This window comes from Bradyrhizobium sp. SZCCHNRI2009, assembly GCF_032485115.1.
In the GTDB taxonomy this organism is placed as follows: Bacteria; Pseudomonadota; Alphaproteobacteria; order Rhizobiales; family Xanthobacteraceae; genus Bradyrhizobium.
The window spans coordinates 777,150-795,789 of the sequence record NZ_JAUEUH010000002.1; the positions used below are offsets into that span (position 1 = coordinate 777,150).

Consider the following 18,640-nt stretch of genomic DNA (forward strand, 5'->3'; position numbering starts at 1 on the left):
CAATCTGGCAGGGTCCGCCTTAGGACGCATATGCGGCTCACCCGCAGGGACGCTTCATCACGATGGCTGATCGTTACCAGGACAGACCCTTTCCCGCTGATGGTTTTGGCCGTGGTGGAAACCAGCAGGCCGATGCCGATCCGCTCGCCGAACTCGCTCGCCTGATCGGGCAGAACGATCCTTTTGCCGCCTCGGGCCGGGCAACTCCGCAATCTCAACCGCGTCCGATGGCGCGCCCCGCGGCTCCCGCGCCGGAACAGCCGGTTCCCGGCATGCCTCCGGCCGGCGCTCCGGCCTGGATGCAACGTGCCCAGCCTGCCGCCGCCAACCCCTTCGCCGACATCGGCCGCGAGCCGCCGCAGCCGGCGCCTGCACCGCCGGCCTTTCCGGCGGGCTATCAGGATCCGCGCGGCCAGCCGGGTTTCCCGGACCAGGATTTCGCGCCCGCGCCCGCTCCCCGGCAGCAGCAGGGTTATCCGAACGCGGAGTTCGCCGATCAGTTGTCCAAGCTCGACTACAGCGTCGGGGAATCGCGCCACGGGTTCGCCGAGAATGACCGCGACTACAACCGCGACAACGGCTTCGACGACAACGAGCCGGACTCCTCGCGCTATGACGATGCGCTGTTCGGGCAGATGGGCTCGGGACAGCAGGGGTTTCAGGGCGACAACGATTTCCAGGATGGCCAATACGGCTATCAGGACGGTTACGACGAGGGCGAGGAAGAGGAGCGGCCGCGGCGGCGCAGCGGCATGAGCACCGTGCTCGCGGTGCTGACCCTTGCGGTGGTCGGCACCGGCGGCGCCTACGGCTACAAGACCTACATCTCGTCCGGCCGTACCGGCGAGCCGCCGATCATTCGCGCCGACAACAGTCCGACCAAGATCATGGCCCAGCAGGATCCGACGCCGAAGGTGCCGGATCGTCTGCTCGGCAATGACGGCGGCGAGAAGCTGGTGTCCCGCGAGGAGACGCCGATGGATCTGAACGCCCGCGGCGGCAATCCGCGCGTGGTGTTCCCGCAGATGAACCAGAATGCGGCTCCGCCGCCGGTCAGCGCCGGGGCGGCCCCGATGTCGCAGATGGCCAACGCCAACGGCATTTTGCCCAACAGTGATCCGCGTCCGATCAAGACGCTGTCCGTGACGGGGGGCAATCAGGCTGCTGCGGCCGATCCGCCGATGCCGGCGACGCCTGCAACCAAGCCGGCGGCGACGCCGAAGGGCCGCAAATCGCCGGCCAACGCCAATGCGTCGGCCGCCAACGACAGCCCGATGCCGCTGACACCGCAGCCGGCCGCACCGGCGCGCATCGCCGCGGCCGTGCCGGTCACCGAGCAGACCCAGACTGATCGTACCGGCGGCTACTTGGTCTCGATCTCGTCGCAGGCCAGCGAGGCGGAGGCGATGTCGTCCTACAAGGCGGTGCAGGACAAGTACGGCGCCGTGCTGGGCAAATATGAGCCGATCATCAAGCGGATGGATCTGGGTGAGAAGGGCGGCGTCAGGTACCGCGCAGCCGTCGGGCCCTTCGCGACGAAGGAAGAGGCCAACAAGATGTGCGGATCGTTGAAAACTGCCGGCGGACAGTGTTTCCCGTTTAGCAACAATTAAGGCCTGCTTGACCGCCCCCGAGGCGGGGTCTATGCGGCCCGCATGACCATGCGGGCTTTCATTACCGGCATCTCCGGGCCTGATCTCACCGACGCTGAGCGCGCGTTCATCGGCGATTCCAGGCCCTGGGGCTTCATCCTGTTCAAACGCAACGTCCAGTCGCCCGCCCAAGTGACTGCGCTGGTTGAGGAATTAAGAGCCTGCGTCGGCCGCGCCGACGCTCCGGTCCTGATCGACCAAGAGGGTGGCCGGGTGCAGCGGCTGGGGCCGCCGCATTGGCCGGCCTATCCCGCCGGCGTGGTGTTCGACCGTCTCTACGACCTTGATTCGGCCGCGGGCCTCCGTGCCGCCTGGCTCAGCGCGCGCCTGATCGCCGACGACCTGGTCGCGCTCGGCATCACCGTGGATTGCCTGCCGCTCGCCGACGTCCCTGTCGCCGGCGCCGATGCCGTGATCGGGGATCGAGCCTATGGCACGACGCCAGAAAAGGTGGCGGCGATCGCCCGGGCGGTGACGGAGGGGCTGGAGCAGGGCGGCGTGCTGCCGGTGCTGAAGCACATTCCGGGGCATGGTCGGGCCACCGCCGACACCCATTTCCGGTTGCCGACCGTGGATGCGCCAGAAGCGGAGCTCGACGCAACCGATTTCGCCGCGTTCAGGCTGCTGGCCGACCTCCCGATGGCGATGACTGCACATGTTGTGTTTAGCGCGATCGACGCCGCCCATCCGGCCACGACTTCTGCGACAATGATCGAACGGGTGATTCGCAAACGGATCGGGTTCCAGGGTTTGTTGATGAGTGATGACGTTTCCATGAACGCGTTGGCCGGATCGATCGCCGAGCGCACGCGTGCGATCGTAGCGGCTGGCTGCGACATGGTTCTGCATTGCAACGGCAAGCTCGACGAGATGCAGGCCGTGGCCGCCGAGACGCCGGAGCTTGAAGGGCAGGCTCTGATCCGCGCCGATCGCGCGCTTGCGGCGCGCAAGGCACCCACAGGCTTCGATCGTGACGCCGCGCGCGGCGAGCTCGACGCCTTGATCAACCGGCTGGGATCCGCTAGCGCATGACCGCTGAAATTCTGTCGTTTGAAACCGGCCGTCCCACGACGGAGCTGGCCGAGGCCGAACCGGCGTTGGTCGTCGACGTCGAGGGCTACGAGGGTCCGCTCGACCTGCTGCTCGCGCTGGCGCGGCAGCAGAAGGTCGACCTTGCCAAGATCTCCATCCTGGCGCTCGCCGACCAATATCTCCAGTTCATCGAGGCTGCCCGCAAGATCCGGCTGGAGCTCGCCGCCGACTATCTCGTGATGGCGGCCTGGCTCGCTTTTCTGAAGTCGCGTCTCCTGTTGCCCGAGCCGCCAGCGCAGGAAGGTCCGAGCGCCGAGGAGATGGCCACGGCACTTGCCAACCGGCTGCGCCGGCTGGAGGCGATCCGCGAAGCCGCCAATCGCCTGATGAACCGGCCCCAGTTCCAGCGTGACGTGTTCCCGCGCGGCAACCCGGAGGCCATAGCGGAGGTTCGTCGTCCCAAGTTCACCGCGACCCTGTTCGACCTGCTGTCGGCCTATGCCATCCAGCGGCAGTCGCGCGTCGTCACGTCCGTTCATATGGCCAAGCGCACGGTCTGGTCGCTTGCCGAGGCCCGCGCCACGCTTGAGCGTCTGGTCGGCATGACCGAGGTCTCGGACGATTGGGGATGTCTCGACGACTACCTGCTGGACTACGTCGTCGAGCCTGCACAGAAGGCCACCGTCTTCGCATCGAGCTTTGCGGCCGTCCTCGAGCTGGTTCGCGAAGGCAAGCTCGAGCTGAACCAGAAGCAGGCGTTCGCGCCGCTGTACTTTCGTAAGCGTCCACCGATCCAGCCCGGCGCCATGGCTGCGCCGGACTTGACGGTTGAGTAACGAACAAGGAGACCCTGCCATGGCAAGCTTGGCGGAACTGCGCATGGAAGAGCCCGACGAGATCGCGATCGAGCCTGTAGCGCGCCCCGAAGAGTTGCGCATCCTCGAGGCTCTCCTGTTTGCCTCGGCCGAGCCGCTTGAGCAGGCTGCGCTCGCCAAGCGTATGCCTGAAGGTGTCGACATCAAGGCCGCACTGGCGCAGCTGCAGGCGGAGTACGCCAATCGCGGCGTCAATCTCGTGCGCGTCGCCAACAAGTGGACCTTCCGTACCGCCGGCGACCTCGCCTGGCTGATGACGCGCGAGAGCACCGAGACGCGCAAGCTGTCGCGCGCGGCGATCGAAGTTCTGGCCATCGTTGCCTATCACCAGCCGGTGACGCGTGCCGAGATCGAAGAGATCCGCGGCGTCGTCACCTCCAAGGGAACGCTGGACGTTCTGCTGGAGACCGGCTGGATCAAGCCGCGGGGGCGCCGCAAGACGCCGGGCCGTCCGTTGACCTTCGGAACCACCGATGCGTTCCTGGCTCAGTTCAGCCTGGAGACCCTGGGCGATCTGCCTGGCCTGGAAGAGCTGAAGGGAACCGGCCTGCTGGATTCCCGGCTGCCGACCGGCTTCACCGTCCCGACGCCATCGGACGATCCGACGCTGCGGGAGGACGAGGAGCCGCTGGATCCCGGCGATCTCGACCTGGCGCTTGCGCCGGCGGTGGAGGCCGAGCCTGGCGAGGCCGAAGCCGCGGAAGACGAAACGGCCGAGATGGAAACGGTCGCAGCCGACACGGCTGCGGCCGAGGTCGCCGAAGGCCAGATGGCGACCGCTGAGGCCGCCGTTCGGGACGACACCTCGTCGCAGGTCGCCGTTGGCGATCTGGAACTGCCGGGCGCCGATGCGGAAACCGAGATCACCGAGGTGGACTTGGCCGTCGAGCAGATCGAGGTCGGGCCGGACGACGAGGCCGTTATCGAGCTCGTCGAGCTGTCTGCCGACGCTGACGCTCAGGCAGACGACGAGGCAGAGGCCGAGGCCGAGGTCGACGCGGCGGATGAGGAGATCGACGCGGCCGATGACGCGCACGACCGCGATACCGACGACGACGGCTCGCCGCGCCAAAGCTAGCGGCCAGGGCTGTTAACACTCGCGTTATTACGTAGGTCCGGCCGCGAATTGTCGGACCTTAAGTGCTTGTTTTTGGGGGCGTTGGCGCCTACCTTCCGGCCAGATCGGGCTGTCCGCGGGCCGTTTTCGGCTGGTGCGCCGCGTTCGTGTTGATGTTTCGCAATCGAATGCTAGAAGCGAAGTGTCGCGGTCAAGTCCATGGATATGACGCGGTTTCGGCGGTAGCGTCGACGGGCAGTCGGGTGAAGGCTGCGCCGGTGTTTGGAGGGTTGCAGGATGGGTTCGCTTAGCATTTGGCACTGGATCGTCGTGATCGCGGTCGTCCTGCTGTTGTTCGGGCGCGGCAAGATTTCCGATCTGATGGGCGACGTCGCGCAGGGCATCAAGGCGTTCAAGAAGGGCATGCAGGACGACGACAAGGCGCCGGAGAAGACCGAGCCCGTCAAGTCGATCGATCACGGCGCCACGCCTTCGGCCACCCGCACGGATGTCGGCAGCAAAGCCGTTTGATCTGCGCGTGAAAGGCGCGGGCGGCGCGCTCCCGCAGGGACGGCACAGGGACCTGTTCAGACAGGCCCGGGCAGGCGGGATCAGAGGCGTCGTCGCGTAGGCGGATTGTTTCATGTTCGATATCGGCTGGAGTGAGCTGCTCGTCATTGGGGTCGTCGCGTTGATCGCGATCGGTCCCAAGGAGCTTCCGGGCGTCCTGCGCATGGTCGGGCAATGGATCGGCAAGGCGCGCCGGATGGCCTCGGAGTTCCAGGGCCAGTTCCAGGAGGCGATGCGCGAAGCGGAGATGGCCGACCTCAAGAAGAGTTTCGATGAGGTCCGCGAGGCGGCCAGCGGTTTCACCCCGACCGGCGTGATCTCCTCGTTGCAGCGCGACGTCGACAAGGCTCTCGATATCGAGGGGATCGACAAGCCCGCCGAGTCGGCGCCCGCATCGGATGTCGCTGTTGCTTCGCCCGAGCCTCCTGTGATGACCCCGACCACCCCCGAGCCTCCAGTGGCCGAGACCTTCGCAGAGGCTGAAGTCCATCAATCCGTGGGCGAGCCGCTGGCGATCGTCCGTGAAATCAAACCCGAGCCACAGCCTGAAATGTCTGCGTCAGCAGAAGCTGACCGCCCGAAGGACGCCAAAGCGTCATGACCGTCGAAGATATCGAGGCCAGCAAGGCCCCGTTGATGGACCACTTGATCGAGCTGCGGTCGCGGCTGATCAAGGCGCTGATCGGCTTCGGCGTGGCCTTCATCTTCTGCTTCTTTTTCGCCAAGCAGATCTACAACATCCTGGTGCTGCCGTTCGTCTGGGTCGCAGGTGCCGAGAACAGCAAGTTCATCTACACCCAGCTGCTCGAATATTTCATCACGCAGTTGAAGCTCGCGATGTTCGGCGCTGGTTTCATCTCGTTCCCGATCATCGCGACGCAGATCTACAAGTTCGTGGCGCCGGGGCTGTATCGCCACGAACGCAATGCTTTCCTACCCTACTTGATAGCGACCCCCGTCTTCTTCGTCCTCGGCGCCATGCTGGTCTATTTTGCGGTGTGGCCGATGATCGTGCGCTTCTCACTGGGCATGCAGCAGCTCGGCGGCCCCGAGACGGCGCAAATCGCGCTGATGCCCAAGGTCGGTGAATATCTGTCGCTGATGATGTCGCTGATCTTCGCCTTCGGCATCGCGTTCCAGCTCCCGGTCATCCTGACCCTGCTCGGCCGCATCGGCATCGTCACCTCGCAGATGCTGAAGGAGAAGCGGCGCTATTTCATCGTGATCGCCTTCATCATCGCGGCCGTGCTGACGCCGCCGGACGTGCTCAGCCAGGCCTCCCTGGCGCTGCCGCTGCTGGCGCTCTACGAGGGCGCGATCATCGCGGTCGGCATCGTCGAGAAGCAGGCGGCTGCGGCCAAGTCCGGCTCGTCGTCCGGCTCGGGGAATCTCCCGGCCGACCCGTCCGAATAGAACGGTTGCGCTCGGGGACATCCCAGGGCGTTGCCTGTTCCCATCCGGCGCCATTCGCGGTAGTGCAGGCCGGCCCGCGAGCCCAGGCGACTCGCCGATACTCTTCGTTCCCAGGACCGAACGACCATGCACGACATCAGATCGATCCGTGACAATCCGCAAGGTTTCGATGTGGCGCTGACGCGCCGGGGTCTGGCACCGCTGTCGTCGCATCTGCTCGCCATCGACGAGCGGCGGCGCGCGGCGATCCTGGCCTCCGAGCAGGCCCAGGCCCGGCGCAACGCCGCCTCCAAGGAGATCGGCGAGGCCAAGAAGGCCAAGGATGACGCGCGCGCATCGGCGCTGATGGAGGAGGTCGCCAAGCTCAAGACCACCATGCCGGAGCTGGAGGCAGCCGCGAAGCAGGCGGATGAGGAGCTGGCGCGCGAGCTCTCGGCGATTCCCAATTTGCCGCTCGACGAGGTGCCGGACGGCAAGGACGAGCACGACAATGTCGAGCGCCACATGTTCGGCGCCCGGCGCAACTACGCCTTCGCGCCGAAGCCGCATGATGATCTCGGTGCGGCTCTTGGCACCATGGACTTCGAATCGGCTGCGAAGCTGTCGGGCGCGCGCTTCGTCGTGCTGAAGAGAGGCTTGGCGCGGCTCGAGCGCGCGCTCGGGCAGTTCATGCTCGATCTTCATACCAATGAGCACGGCTACACCGAGATCAATCCGCCGCTGCTGGTACGCAACGACGTCATGTTCGGTACCGGCCAATTGCCGAAATTCGAGGACGACCAGTTCTGGGCCGTGAAGGGCGAGCTGATTGCAGAGCCGGATGATCGCCTCAAGACCGAGCGGCTCGGTCTCATTCCAACTGCCGAGGTGGCCCTGACCAATCTGGTGCGCGAGTCCATCGTTGACGAGAAGGAGTTGCCGATGCGGCTCACGGCGCTGACGCCGTGCTTTCGCGCCGAGGCGGGCGCGGCCGGCCGCGACACCCGCGGCATGATCCGTCAGCATCAGTTCACCAAGGTCGAGCTGGTCTCGATCACGACGCCGGAGACCAGCAAGGACGAGCACGAGCGCATGCTGGCCTGCGCCGAGGAAGTGCTGCGCCGGCTCGATCTGCACTATCGCGTCATCACGCTGTGCACCGGCGACATGGGCTTCTCCTCGCAGAAGACCTACGACATCGAGGTCTGGATGCCCGGGCAGGGCGATGGCGGCGCTTTCCGCGAGATCTCCAGCTGTTCGGTGTGCGGCGACTTCCAGGCGCGCCGCATGGATGCACGCTATCGCGGAAGCGATGGCAAGCCGCGCTTCGTGCACACGTTGAACGGTTCGGGCACGGCTGTCGGCCGTGCGCTGATCGCGGTCATGGAGACCTATCAGCAGGCCGACGGCTCGATCGCCGTCCCCGATGTGCTGCAGCCCTATATGGGCGGCCTCAAGGTGGTGACCGCGGAGCCATAGCGCCGCGGCAAATTGCATCCGCTCAGGTCGCCGCCATTGCGTGCGCGCCGGCGGGTCGTATCCTCGGTTCTGTTCAGCAATTGCTTTTCAGATACCGGCATCATGGCTCTGCATCGGGATATTTTCTGGATCGGGCGGCAATGGGCCGTCACCGGCTCCGGCATCCAGGCGGTCGATCAGCGCCTGAAGGGAGCATTCGATATCGAATCCTCAAGGGTCTGGGACGAGGGCCTGCACGACTCGCTGCGCGATCAGGCTTGGTTCAACCCCGTCGACTTCGAGAAGGCGTTGAGTGTCGCGCGGGTCCGGTTTGCGGCAGTGCCGCGGACGGAGCCGTCAGCGGTGCCGGCGCCTGCTGTCCAGCAGGCGCCCGGCGCATCCAGCCTACCGTTGAGGCTGGGCACACGAGGGCAGCTCGCCAGGTTCCTGCCGCAGTGGCGGATCCGGCATTGACCGGGTGGTGCCGCTGCGCGCTCAGGTTTGCCTCGATGCTGCACAGCAGATAAGACACCCCCCGAACGATGCTTTCGAAGGGACGGAAGGTTGGCCATGCGGATTCTCTGCACCAATGACGACGGAATCCATGCGCCGGGTCTCAAGGTGATCGAGGAGATCGGACGCGCCCTGTCCGACGACGTCTGGATCGTGGCTCCCGAACTGGACCAGAGCGGCGTGTCCCATTCCCTCTCGCTCAATGACCCCCTGCGGCTGCGTGAGGTCGGCCCGCGGCATTTCGCGGTGCGCGGCACGCCGACCGACTGCGTCATCATGGGATCCCGTCATATCCTGGGGGCGAAGCTGCCCGACGTGGTGCTGTCTGGCGTCAACAAGGGCCGCAACGTTGCCGAGGACGTGGTCTATTCGGGCACCATCGCCGGCGCGCTCGAAGGCACCATTCTCGGTCTGCCGTCGTTTGCCCTGTCGCAGGAATTCAGCGTCGCAACGCGTGACAAGCCGTCTTGGGACACCGCGCTCAAATTCGGCCCGCAGATCGTGCGCAAGGTGCTCGAAGCCGGCGTGCCGAGGAATACAGTGATCAACGTCAACTTCCCCGCCTGTGCACCGGAAGAGGTCAGGGGCGTCGTGGTCACCCGCCAGGGCAAGCGCAATCTGGGCTTCTTGAAAGTCGATGAGCGGCGCGACGGCCGCGGCAACCCCTATTTCTGGATTGGCTTCGACCGGGCTGCCTCGCTCGATGTGCCCGACGAGGGGACGGACCTCGCAGCTCTCGCGGCGCGCTACGTATCAGTGACCCCGCTTCGCCTGGATCGCACGGACGAGGCGTTCTCCGGCAAGCTCAGCGACATTCTCGGCTGAAGCGCCTTCTACCCCTGTGGCCCAGCGCCACGCAGGGCATGGTCGATCGCCTTTCCGAGCGTCTCGAGCTGGAATGGCTTCTGCAGGGCCGGCCGGTCGCGATATTCTTCCGGCAACCCCGACGAGCCGTAGCCGGTTGCGAAGATGAAGGGACGGTTGCGCGCCTTGATGAGATCGGCCACCGGCGAGATGACCTTGCCGTTGACGTTGACGTCGAGAATGGCGACGTCGAAATAGGTGCTCTCGGCCAGCCGCATCGCTTCGCCGATTTCGCCGGCTTCGGCCGCGACGGTGTAGCCGAGCTCTTCCAGCATGTCGGCGACCATCATTCGGATCATGACTTCGTCTTCAACCAAAAACACAGAGCCGCGCGGCGGCCGCGGTGCAGTCATGATGTCAGTCCTTGCCCATACCCGATTTGACGCTCGCAAATAACGGCTTATGGCGCAACGTCAACAATGTCGTCTTTCACGGTCGTGCGGCGTGGGCACGATCGCCCATAAGGTGAACGAACCGGACCCGACTTGGTTCCTTGTGCGGAACGCGGTCCGTCGTCGGGACCATGACGGTGCATCCGGTTGCGACGGGTGTGCGGAAAATCGGTGCGCAACCCTCGCCCGGCAGGTAAATTGCGCACGAGCCCACCAACCAACATCCCGATGCCCCCAGCTGCTCCTCCCGAGAAAATGATGTTTCAGCTGACCCTGCGTCGGCGGGGGATCAGCGATCAGGCGGTGTTGCGTGCGATGGAAGAGGTGCCGCGGGAGGAGTTCGTTCTGCCGGCCGACCGCCCGGAGGCCTATCGTGACAGCGCGATGGCGATCGCCTGTGGGCAGACCATCAGCCAGCCCTTCGTCGTCGCCTACATGACCGAGCAGCTCAAGCTGCAGAAGTCCCATCGTGTACTCGAAATCGGGACGGGGTCAGGATACCAGGCCGCGATTCTGTCCAGGCTGGCCACCAACGTTCTGACGGTGGAGCGCTTCCGGACATTGGCCGACAAGGCCAGGGAGCGGTTGGAGAAGCTCGGCTGCTTCAATGTCGAGGTCATGCTCGGCGATGGCTACGCTCTATCGCCGGGGGGCGGCCAATTCGACCGCATCATCGTAACGGCGGCGATGGACGAGATTCCCCAGAGCCTGCTCGACCGGCTGGAGCCGGACGGTATCCTGATCGCGCCGGTCGGGCCGCAACACGGGGTGCAGACGCTCGTCAGGATCACGCGAACGGGTGATCGTTTCGACCGAAAGGAGCTCGTCGACGTGCGATTTGTGCCGGCAATTCCGGGGATTGCGCGCGAACTTTAAACGTGCGGATCAGCAGGCCGCACAACGCTTTATTCGCGGCTTAAGCGCTTATTTACCGCGGCTGTGTTTACTCGAATTCGTTGTTTGTTGCGTACGAGTGAGTAACCATGCCCGCCACTGTCGAGTTGCTTCGCTCGCGCCGCCTGCCGCAAGTTGCGGCGTTGGCGCTGATGTCGTTCGGCGTCGCCGGCTGCAGCGCCGACATGTCGACGCGGCTGTCGCAGACGCAAAATCCGTTTTCAAACCCCTTTGCATCCGATTCCACCGGGTCGGTGCAGGCGCAGCCGCCCCGGCAGCACCAGCAATACAGCCAGTCCTACACGCCGGCTCCCGCGCCGGCGCCTGCCTATTCGTCCTCGGCGCTGCCGCCCCCGGCGGTCGGGGCTCCGCAATCCTATCCGACTGGTGGCGGCGCCGGAGGCATGTCGTCGGGCGGGCGCGGCGTCGCGTCCTATGCGCCACCCGCTGCGGTCCCCGTCGCGGCGCCCGCCGTCGCCGCACCCCCGGCCTATGCACAGCCCGCGCATTCCTATGCTCCGCCGGCCCAGCCGCGCCTCGAGACCACCGGCACCGTGCCGCCGCGTTCGGTCGCGGCCGCGCGTCCTGCCAGTGGCACCAAGATCATCGTCGGCACCAGCGATACGCTCGACATCCTCGCCAAGCGCTACCGCGTGACGCCGGCTGAGATCCTGGCTGCCAACGGCTACAAGGGGCCGCGCGCATTGTCGCCAGGCCAGCAGCTGATCATTCCGCATCCTGGCGCGGTGGCGGCTGCGCCCGCGGCCCAGCCCGTTGCCGCGGCGCCAATGGTCGCGCCGAAGCCGGTGGCGGCCGCCACACCGTCCACCGTCCATTTCGTCAACCGCGGCGAGACACTCGCCAGCATCGCCCGCCAGAATCATCTGACGGTGGCTGAGCTCGCCCGCGCCAACAATCTCGATCAGGCTTCGCCGCTCAAGCTCGGGACCAGGCTGACCGTCCCTGGCAGGGCCGTGGCGGCAGCTGCGCCGGTGGCTCCGGTCGCAACCGTTCCCCAGGCGGTTGCGACCGTGCCGGCGCCAGCGCCGACAACGCGGGTCGCGACGGCCGCCGGTCCGGTCCAGACCGCCCGCCTGGCCCAGGCCAATCCGGCGCCCGAGAAGGAGGAGGAGCCGGCACGGCCCGCCGAGACCACCAGCTCGCTACCGACCTTCCGCTGGCCGGCGCGCGGCAAGGTGATCACCAGCTACGGCGCCAAGACCAACGGCAAGTCCAACGATGGCATCAACATCGCCGTGCCCGAGGGCACCCCGGTGAAGGCGGCCGAAGATGGCGTCGTCGCTTACGCCGGCAATGAATTGAAGGGTTATGGCAATCTGGTCCTGGTGCGGCATTCCAACGGCTATGTCACCGCATATGCCCATGCGAGTGAGCTGATGGTGAAGCGCGGTGATCCGATCAAGCGCGGCCAGGTCATTGCCAAGTCGGGTCAATCGGGAGAAGTCGGATCGCCGCAGCTCCACTTCGAGATCCGCAAGGGATCGTCTCCGGTTGACCCGCTGCAATTCCTCAACGGGGCGTGAGGTCCGGTCGTGTGACCTCACGCAATCGTGGACGACACAGGGCCGCGCAGATTACTGCGCGGCTTTTTGCGTTGTCAGCCGCACGCCGAGGCGGCCCGCCAGATCTTGCGTGAACTGCCACGCGACGCGGCCCGAGCGCGAGCCGCGCGTCGTGGCCCATTCCAGCGCCTCGCGCTCCAACTGATCCTCGGCGACTGCGATGGCGAAATGGCTGCAATAGCCTTTGACCATCGCGAGATATTCGTCCTGGCTGCAGCGGTGGAAGCCGAGCCATAGGCCGAAACGGTCGGACAGTGAGACCTTTTCCTCGACCGCTTCGCCCGGATTGATCGCGGTGGAGCGCTCGTTCTCGATCATGTCGCGGGCCAACAGATGGCGCCGGTTCGAGGTGGCGTAGAGAATGACGTTCTCCGGGCGTCCCTCGATGCCGCCTTCGAGCACGGCTTTCAGCGATTTGTAGGACGCATCATTGCCGTCGAACGACAGGTCGTCGCAGAACACGATGAAGTGGAACGGCGCGGCACGCAGGATGTCCATCAGCGCCGGCAGGCTCTCGATGTCCTCGCGGTGAATCTCGATCAGTTTCAGCCGGTCGGCCGGCTTGCGCGTGACGTTGATGCTGGCATGGGCTGCCTTCACCAGCGATGATTTGCCCATGCCGCGCGCGCCCCACAACAAGGCGTTGTTGGCCGGCAGGCCGTTGGCAAAGCGCTCGGTGTTCTCGATCAGGATGTCGCGCATCCGGTCGATGCCCTTGAGCAGGTCGATCTCGACACGGCTGACGCGCGGCACCGTCGAGAGCCGGCCGTCCGGATGCCAGACGAAGGCGTCGGCCGCGTTGAGGTCCAGCGCGGGCGTGGCACCCGCATGGGTTGTCGCCAGATGCGCGGCAATTGCTTCCAGCGCACGGGCAATCCGGTCAGCCGTATCATCGGAGGCGGGGCCGGCGGGACGTTTTGCCGCGATCTTTGGTGGCTTTTGCGCTGCAGGCCGGGGGCCTTTGGCGAGCGGTCTGAGGGCGTTTTTGGCGGGGGCGCGGGACGAGGCTCTGGCTGGTTTTTTCGACATGCTGCAAGTTCCTGATGGGGCAGCCATATCGGGCCTCGCCGGCTGCCGCAAGCGGGGCGAAATGAAGGGGCGGGGCGCCTTGCTATTGGGACTGCTGCCGCTATATTCCGCGCGAAATTCGCAAGAGGCCGGCCCGCGCCGAGACAAGCGTGGTTCGCCGGCTATTCCCGTCTCACCGGGCGCTGCCCACGAGGATCGACCACATGCTGATCACCCCTGCCTATGCCCAGGCCGCCGGCGCTGGCGACACCAACAGCATGCTGATGTCGCTGCTGCCGTTCGCGCTGATCTTCGTGATCATGTATTTCCTGATCCTGCGGCCGCAGCAGAAGAAGGTCAAAGAGCACGCCGATCTCGTCAAGAACGTCCGCCGCGGCGACACCATCGTGACCCAGGGCGGCCTGGTCGGCAAGGTGACCAAGGTCGTCGACGACGATCAGGTCGAGTTCGAGATCGCCGACGGCGTGCGCGTGCGCCAGATGCGCCAGATGATCACGGGCGTCCGCACCAAGGGCGAGCCCGCGAAGGCAGACGCAAAGGACGACAAGAAGGACGAGAAGGCCGCGAGCTGATCGCCGGCCTGGCCGGTCGAACGCCGGTCTTCGCTCTTTGTGATGTTCTGATTTTCCGGGCCGGCTACGGCCCTTACGGACAACCTCCATGTTGTATTTCACGCGGTGGAAGGCGCTGGGCATCATTCTCACGGCGCTCGTCGTGTGCCTGTGCGCGGTGCCCAACTTCTTCTCCGAAGCGACGGTCAAGACCTGGCCGGCCTGGGCGCAGCGCCGGCTGGTGCTCGGCCTCGACCTGCAGGGCGGCTCCTATCTGCTGCTCGAGGTCGACTCCAACTACATCAAGAAGGAGCGGCTCGATGCCGTGCGCGACGACGTTCGCCGCACGCTGCGCGATGCCAAGATCGGCTACACCGGATTGGTGAGCCGGGGTGATGGGGTCGAGGTCCGGATCACCAAGGAAAGCGACACGGGAACCGCGATCTCCAAGCTGCGCGATCTCTCGCAGCCGCTCGGCGGGCTGCTCGGCTCCAGCGGCCAGCGCAGCCTCGAAGTCAGCGATGCCGGCGGCGGACTGGTCCGGCTGACGATCCCGCCGGCGGCCATCACCGAACGCATCCGCCAGACCATCGAGCAGTCGATGCAGATCGTCGAGCGCCGCGTCAACGAGCTCGGCACCGTCGAGCCCGTGATCCAGCGCCAGGGCAACGATCGCATCCTGGTGCAGGTGCCGGGCTTGCAGGATCCGACGCAGCTCAAGAACCTGCTCGGGCGCACGGCCAAGATGGAATTCCGGATGGTCGACACCTCGGTGCCGGCGGATCAGGCGGTGCAGGGGCGGGTGCCGCCGGATTCCGAGGTGCTCCAGAGCGCATCGCCACCCAACCAGCCCTATGTCGTGAAGAAGCAGGTGCTTGTCTCCGGCGGTGATCTCTCCGATGCGCAGACCGGCTTCGACCAGCGCACCAACGAGCCGATCGTCACCTTCCGCTTCAACTCGGCCGGCTCGCGCAAGTTTGCGCAAGCCACCACCGAGAATGTCGGGCAGCCGTTCGCCATCGTCCTCGACAACAAGGTGATCTCGGCGCCGGTCATCCGCGAGCCGATCACTGGCGGCTCGGGCCAGATCTCCGGCAATTTCACCGTGCAGTCCGCCAACGAGCTCGCGATCCTGCTGCGCGCCGGCGCGCTGCCCGCGCCGCTGACGGTCATCGAGGAGCGCACCGTCGGTCCGGGCCTCGGCGCGGACTCGATCGCCAAGGGCGAGCTCGCCTCCTATGTCGGCTCGATCCTCGTCATCGTGTTCATGCTGCTGACCTACCGGCTGTTCGGCGTGTTCGCCAACATCGCCGTGGTGGTGAACGTCGCGATGATCTTCGGCGTGCTGTCGCTGCTCAATGCCACGCTGACCTTGCCGGGCATCGCCGGCATCGTGCTGACGGTCGGCATCGCCGTGGACTCCAACGTGCTGATCTATGAGCGCATCCGCGAGGAGCTGCGCGGCGGCCGCAATGCGATCTCGGCGATCGACGCCGGCTTCAAGCGCGCATTGGCGACCATTCTCGACTCCAACATCACCACCTTCATCGCCGCCGCCGTGCTGTTCTATATCGGCACCGGCCCCGTGCGCGGCTTCGCCGTGACCTTGGGCATCGGCATCCTCACCACGGTCTTCACCGCCTTCACGCTCACCCGTCTGATCGTTGCGGGGTGGGTGCGGTGGAAGCGGCCGCAAAGCGTGCCAATCTAGGAGCTACTGTGACACACTGGGTTCTCATCGGGCTTGGCATCCTGATCGCGGTGCTGACGGTGGTCAGCGCGCTCGGCCTGCTGCCGTCGCTGCGCATCGTTCCCGACGACACGCATTTCGATTTCACGCAGTTCCGCCGCATCAGCTTTCCGATTTCTGCGGCGCTGTCGATCCTCGCCATCGTGCTGTTCTTCACCCATGGCTTGAACCTCGGCATCGATTTCCGCGGCGGCACTTTGCTCGAGGTGCGGGCCAAGTCCGGCACCGCCGACATTGCGGGGATGCGCGCGACGCTGGCGACCCTCGGTCTGGGCGAGGTGCAGCTGCAGCAGTTCGGCACTGCGGCCGATGCATCGGTTCTGATCCGAATTGCCGAACAGCCGGGCGGCGACGCCGCGCAGCAGGAGGCCGCGAACAAGGTGAAGGCGGCGATCGGCGATTCCGTAGAGTATCGCCGGGTCGAGGTGGTGGGGCCGCGCGTTTCCGGCGAGTTCCTGGCCGTCGGCATGCTCGGCCTGATGCTCGCGATCATCTCGATCCTGATCTATCTCTGGTTCCGGTTCGAATGGCAGTTTGCGCTCGGTGCCATGATCGCCAACGTCCACGACATCGTGCTGACGATCGGCTTCATGTCGATCAGCCAGGTCGATTTCGACCTCACCAGCATCGCGGCGCTGCTGACCATTCTCGGCTATTCGCTCAACGACACCGTCGTCATCTACGACCGTATCCGCGAGATGCTGCGGCGCTACAAGAAGATGCCGATGCCGCAGCTGCTCAACGAATCGATCAACTCGACCTTGTCGCGCTCGATCATCACGCACGTCACGGTGACCCTGGCGCTGCTGGCATTGCTCTTGTTCGGCGGCCCGGCGATCCACAGCTTCACCGCGGTGATGATGTTCGGCGTGGTGCTGGTCGGCACCTACACCTCGATCTTCATCGCCGCGCCGATCCTGATCTATCTCGGCGTCGGAACCGTTCGGGGTGATCAGGTCGACGAGCCGAAGAAGAAGCCCTGATCAGCCATTGGACCCGGATCGGGGTTGAGAGGTTGGTCTCGCATGGCAACTGACGCTCCGCATTTCCCGCGGTCCGCGCCGATCGATGGTTATGGCAAAGGCGGCTTCGCCTTTGCCGGCATGTCGCATCGCGGCTCGCTGCTGTGCCTGCCCGACTCGATCTGGGCCTGGGACGTCATCCAGCCCGACCAGATCGACCGCTATTCGTTGCAGCGCGTTTTTGATGCGGCGAACGGGATCGACACGCTCATCATCGGCACCGGAAACGAAGTCTGGATCGCGCCGGCACCGCTGCGCGCGGCCCTGCGTGGCGTGAACGTCGTGCTCGATGCGATGCAGACCGGCCCCGCGATTCGCACCTACAACGTCATGATCGGCGAGCGGCGCCGGGTTGCGGCAGCGCTCATCGCCGTCCCATGAGCGAGACGAACGCCAACAGCGACGCCGCGTTCTGTGCAGGCCTTGTCCGCGAGCACGATTTCGACCGCTACGCCTCGACGCTGTTCATGTCGCCCGAGCCCCGGCGTGCGCTGTTGTCGCTGTACGCATTCAACGTCGAAGTCAGCCGCATTCGAGATCTCGTGTCGCAGCCGCTGCCGGGCGAAGTCCGCCTGCAGTGGTGGCACGACACGCTGACGGGTCACGAACATGGCGGCGCGGAGGGAAATCCCGTTGCGGCCGAATTGCTGCTCACCGTGCAGCGCTTCGCGCTTCCGGTCGAGCGGCTGACGCGCCTGGTCGATGAGCATCAGTTCGATCTCTACAACGATCCGATGCCGACGATGGCGGCGCTGGACGGCTATCTCGGCGACACGCGTGGCGCGCTGTTCGCGCTGGCCGCGCAGATCATTGCGCCGCCGTTTGCGGACGCCGATCATCTCGCGCACCATGCCGGTATCGCGCAAGGGTTGCTCCATGTGATCGCGGCGCTGCCGCGCGATGCGGCCCACCGGCAGCTCTATGTCCCGCTCGATCTTCTCGCGCGGCATGGCGTCGGCCAGGAGGAGATGTTCTCCGGCAAGGCGTCGCCGGCGATCCAGGAGGTGATCATGGACCTGCGCGGGCAGGCCCGGCAGCATCTCGATCACACCCTCGAGCTGGCGCGTCAGGCGCCACCGGCCGTGCGGCCGGTTCTGCTGCCGCTCGCGCTGGTCCGGCGCGACCTTGCGCGGGCCGGACCCCGCGACGATCCGTTTCAGCCGCGCTCCCGCTCGCGCCTCGCGACGCTGTGGACGCTGTGGCGGGCCGCGGGGACGACGAGTTTTCGCGCGCGCTGACCCCGTCGCGGGCTCAGGCCGAGGGCATCGTGCTCCAGAGCGGCGGGCTGTGCAGGAGTCTCGGCATGTCCGGCGGCTCGTGCCGGTGGATCGTGCAGCGGGTGTCCCAGACGACGAGATCACCCGGTCGGCAGGTGTGGGTCCAACTGAACTCGGGCCGTTCGGCAAGCTGCCAGAGATCGTCGAGCAGCGCGTCTGATTCGTCCTGCTCGAGGCCGACGACGTAGGAATGGCGACGCTGCCCCAGCGCGAGCATCGAGCGGCCGGTATCGATATGATTGCCGACCAGCGGATGCACCGGGCCTGCGATGACGGTGCGACAGCCATCATCGGCGGTGTCGGTCGCGAGATGACGAACCTTCAGATGAGCGACGCGGCTGCGCAGCGCCGGTGAGAGCGCGTCATAAGCGGCGTAGAGGCTGCAGAATGACAGTCTGTCGCCCAGCAAGCCCCCGGGGGAGGTGTAAAATAGATCCGCGTGACCGAAGCGACGACTGAAGGCCGCGATGTCACGTTCACCAAGCCGCTGGCTGCGCACCAGCAGGACCTGATGCTTGAGCAGCGCGCGCATGAACGAGGCGAACGCCCAATCGTCGAAGGATCCGAGATCGACATTGCAGACCTCGGCACCGAGCGTCTTTCCCGTCGGGATGACCTGGATGAGGCTGCTTTCGGCGCTTCGAGCAACGTTGCTTCTGAGACTCACTTGCGTCATCTCCCAAGTTTCACCAGCGCCTGCAAATCAACCATCGTAATTTGTCGGGGGTG

General features: G+C 65.6%; 20 protein-coding genes. 17 read left to right on the forward strand and 3 right to left on the reverse strand.

The annotated features are described in order from the left end of the window. Positions 1-62 precede the first annotated feature (62 nt). The 10 genes from QX041_RS11145 to surE all read left to right on the forward strand — a co-directional run bounded on the left by QX041_RS11145 (position 63) and on the right by surE (position 9,374). Positions 63-1,613, forward strand: a complete 1,551-nt coding sequence (locus QX041_RS11145) for an SPOR domain-containing protein (protein WP_315750999.1) — start codon at positions 63-65, stop codon at positions 1,611-1,613. Between the two features lie 42 nt (positions 1,614-1,655). Next, on the forward strand, positions 1,656-2,684 hold the full coding sequence (nagZ, locus tag QX041_RS11150) for a beta-N-acetylhexosaminidase (RefSeq protein ID WP_316165314.1): 1,029 nt from the start codon (positions 1,656-1,658) through the stop codon (positions 2,682-2,684). Next, positions 2,681-3,520, forward strand: coding sequence for a ScpA family protein (locus QX041_RS11155; protein ID WP_315711705.1), 840 nt, complete (start codon positions 2,681-2,683; stop codon positions 3,518-3,520). The genes nagZ and QX041_RS11155 overlap by 4 nt, the downstream gene beginning before the upstream one ends. Positions 3,521-3,539: 19 nt before the next feature. Further along, entirely contained in the window at positions 3,540-4,637 is a 1,098-nt protein-coding gene (scpB, locus tag QX041_RS11160) for an SMC-Scp complex subunit ScpB (RefSeq protein ID WP_316165316.1), read from the forward strand. 276 nt (positions 4,638-4,913) lie between these two features. Beyond that, positions 4,914-5,147 carry a twin-arginine translocase TatA/TatE family subunit gene (locus QX041_RS11165; protein ID WP_006614346.1) on the forward strand — a complete coding sequence of 78 codons (234 nt, stop codon included), beginning with the start codon at positions 4,914-4,916 and terminating at the stop codon, positions 5,145-5,147. 112 nt (positions 5,148-5,259) lie between these two features. Continuing rightward, a complete protein-coding gene (gene tatB, locus QX041_RS11170) occupies positions 5,260-5,787 on the forward strand; it encodes a Sec-independent protein translocase protein TatB (protein ID WP_316165318.1) in 528 nt (175 codons plus the stop codon). After that, complete coding sequence (gene tatC, locus QX041_RS11175; protein WP_315827526.1) at positions 5,784-6,599, forward strand: twin-arginine translocase subunit TatC; 816 nt, start codon at positions 5,784-5,786, stop codon at positions 6,597-6,599. Before tatB ends, tatC begins: the two co-directional genes overlap by 4 nt. Positions 6,600-6,725: 126 nt before the next feature. Continuing rightward, positions 6,726-8,057: a serine--tRNA ligase gene (gene serS, locus QX041_RS11180; protein ID WP_316165319.1), complete on the forward strand. Its 1,332-nt coding sequence runs from the start codon at positions 6,726-6,728 to the stop codon at positions 8,055-8,057. A gap of 102 nt (positions 8,058-8,159) precedes the next feature. Beyond that, positions 8,160-8,510 carry a hypothetical protein gene (locus tag QX041_RS11185; protein WP_316165321.1) on the forward strand — a complete coding sequence of 117 codons (351 nt, stop codon included), beginning with the start codon at positions 8,160-8,162 and terminating at the stop codon, positions 8,508-8,510. Positions 8,511-8,606: 96 nt separating this feature from the next. Next, positions 8,607-9,374 (forward strand): 5'/3'-nucleotidase SurE, encoded by a 768-nt coding sequence (gene surE / locus QX041_RS11190; RefSeq protein ID WP_315711718.1) that lies wholly within the window; start codon positions 8,607-8,609, stop codon positions 9,372-9,374. A gap of 8 nt (positions 9,375-9,382) precedes the next feature. Here the strand turns inward: surE and QX041_RS11195 are convergent, their stop codons facing one another. Next, entirely contained in the window at positions 9,383-9,766 is a 384-nt protein-coding gene (locus tag QX041_RS11195; protein WP_315711720.1) for a response regulator, read from the reverse strand. Positions 9,767-10,033: 267 nt separating this feature from the next. Between QX041_RS11195 and QX041_RS11200 the strand changes: the two genes are divergently transcribed. Further along, positions 10,034-10,681 (forward strand): protein-L-isoaspartate(D-aspartate) O-methyltransferase, encoded by a 648-nt coding sequence (locus QX041_RS11200; protein ID WP_316165449.1) that lies wholly within the window; start codon positions 10,034-10,036, stop codon positions 10,679-10,681. Between the two features lie 107 nt (positions 10,682-10,788). After that, positions 10,789-12,243: a LysM peptidoglycan-binding domain-containing M23 family metallopeptidase gene (locus QX041_RS11205; protein ID WP_316165323.1), complete on the forward strand. Its 1,455-nt coding sequence runs from the start codon at positions 10,789-10,791 to the stop codon at positions 12,241-12,243. A 51-nt stretch (positions 12,244-12,294) separates the two neighbouring features. Here QX041_RS11205 and QX041_RS11210 read toward each other — a convergent pair whose 3' ends face one another. Then, entirely contained in the window at positions 12,295-13,311 is a 1,017-nt protein-coding gene (locus QX041_RS11210) for an ATP-binding protein (protein WP_316165325.1), read from the reverse strand. A 203-nt stretch (positions 13,312-13,514) separates the two neighbouring features. Here QX041_RS11210 and yajC point away from each other — a divergent pair, with 203 nt between their 5' ends. From yajC to QX041_RS11235, 5 genes are all read left to right on the forward strand, one after another. Further along, positions 13,515-13,883 (forward strand): preprotein translocase subunit YajC, encoded by a 369-nt coding sequence (gene yajC / locus QX041_RS11215; RefSeq protein ID WP_006614336.1) that lies wholly within the window; start codon positions 13,515-13,517, stop codon positions 13,881-13,883. Between the two features lie 88 nt (positions 13,884-13,971). Then, the gene (gene secD, locus QX041_RS11220) at positions 13,972-15,573 is read left to right on the forward strand and encodes a protein translocase subunit SecD (RefSeq protein ID WP_315711724.1); all 1,602 of its coding nucleotides are present in this window, start codon (positions 13,972-13,974) and stop codon (positions 15,571-15,573) included. A gap of 8 nt (positions 15,574-15,581) precedes the next feature. Then, positions 15,582-16,595: a protein translocase subunit SecF gene (gene secF / locus QX041_RS11225; RefSeq protein ID WP_315711726.1), complete on the forward strand. Its 1,014-nt coding sequence runs from the start codon at positions 15,582-15,584 to the stop codon at positions 16,593-16,595. A 42-nt stretch (positions 16,596-16,637) separates the two neighbouring features. Then, the gene (locus QX041_RS11230; protein ID WP_316165326.1) at positions 16,638-17,015 is read left to right on the forward strand and encodes an Mth938-like domain-containing protein; all 378 of its coding nucleotides are present in this window, start codon (positions 16,638-16,640) and stop codon (positions 17,013-17,015) included. After that, positions 17,012-17,872, forward strand: coding sequence for a phytoene/squalene synthase family protein (locus QX041_RS11235; RefSeq protein WP_316165327.1), 861 nt, complete (start codon positions 17,012-17,014; stop codon positions 17,870-17,872). The genes QX041_RS11230 and QX041_RS11235 overlap by 4 nt, the downstream gene beginning before the upstream one ends. 13 nt (positions 17,873-17,885) lie before the next feature. Here QX041_RS11235 and QX041_RS11240 read toward each other — a convergent pair whose 3' ends face one another. Next, positions 17,886-18,578, reverse strand: a complete 693-nt coding sequence (locus QX041_RS11240) for a TauD/TfdA family dioxygenase (RefSeq protein WP_316165328.1) — start codon at positions 18,576-18,578, stop codon at positions 17,886-17,888. Positions 18,579-18,640: the final 62 nt, after the last annotated feature.

Excerpts from the sequence above, each read along its gene's own strand:
- QX041_RS11145 (WP_315750999.1), top strand. The coding sequence starts at position 63 with ATGGCTGATCGTTACCAGGACAGACCCTTTCCCGCTGATGGTTTTGGC.
- nagZ (WP_316165314.1), top strand. The coding sequence starts at position 1,656 with ATGACCATGCGGGCTTTCATTACCGGCATCTCCGGGCCTGATCTCACC.
- QX041_RS11155 (WP_315711705.1), top strand. The coding sequence starts at position 2,681 with ATGACCGCTGAAATTCTGTCGTTTGAAACCGGCCGTCCCACGACGGAG.
- scpB (WP_316165316.1), top strand. The coding sequence starts at position 3,540 with ATGGCAAGCTTGGCGGAACTGCGCATGGAAGAGCCCGACGAGATCGCG.
- QX041_RS11165 (WP_006614346.1), top strand. The coding sequence starts at position 4,914 with ATGGGTTCGCTTAGCATTTGGCACTGGATCGTCGTGATCGCGGTCGTC.
- tatB (WP_316165318.1), top strand. The coding sequence starts at position 5,260 with ATGTTCGATATCGGCTGGAGTGAGCTGCTCGTCATTGGGGTCGTCGCG.
- tatC (WP_315827526.1), top strand. The coding sequence starts at position 5,784 with ATGACCGTCGAAGATATCGAGGCCAGCAAGGCCCCGTTGATGGACCAC.
- serS (WP_316165319.1), top strand. The coding sequence starts at position 6,726 with ATGCACGACATCAGATCGATCCGTGACAATCCGCAAGGTTTCGATGTG.
- QX041_RS11185 (WP_316165321.1), top strand. The coding sequence starts at position 8,160 with ATGGCTCTGCATCGGGATATTTTCTGGATCGGGCGGCAATGGGCCGTC.
- surE (WP_315711718.1), top strand. The coding sequence starts at position 8,607 with ATGCGGATTCTCTGCACCAATGACGACGGAATCCATGCGCCGGGTCTC.
- QX041_RS11195 (WP_315711720.1), bottom strand. The coding sequence starts at position 9,766 with ATGACTGCACCGCGGCCGCCGCGCGGCTCTGTGTTTTTGGTTGAAGAC.
- QX041_RS11200 (WP_316165449.1), top strand. The coding sequence starts at position 10,034 with ATGCCCCCAGCTGCTCCTCCCGAGAAAATGATGTTTCAGCTGACCCTG.
- QX041_RS11205 (WP_316165323.1), top strand. The coding sequence starts at position 10,789 with ATGCCCGCCACTGTCGAGTTGCTTCGCTCGCGCCGCCTGCCGCAAGTT.
- QX041_RS11210 (WP_316165325.1), bottom strand. The coding sequence starts at position 13,311 with ATGTCGAAAAAACCAGCCAGAGCCTCGTCCCGCGCCCCCGCCAAAAAC.
- yajC (WP_006614336.1), top strand. The coding sequence starts at position 13,515 with ATGCTGATCACCCCTGCCTATGCCCAGGCCGCCGGCGCTGGCGACACC.
- secD (WP_315711724.1), top strand. The coding sequence starts at position 13,972 with ATGTTGTATTTCACGCGGTGGAAGGCGCTGGGCATCATTCTCACGGCG.
- QX041_RS11230 (WP_316165326.1), top strand. The coding sequence starts at position 16,638 with ATGGCAACTGACGCTCCGCATTTCCCGCGGTCCGCGCCGATCGATGGT.
- QX041_RS11235 (WP_316165327.1), top strand. The coding sequence starts at position 17,012 with ATGAGCGAGACGAACGCCAACAGCGACGCCGCGTTCTGTGCAGGCCTT.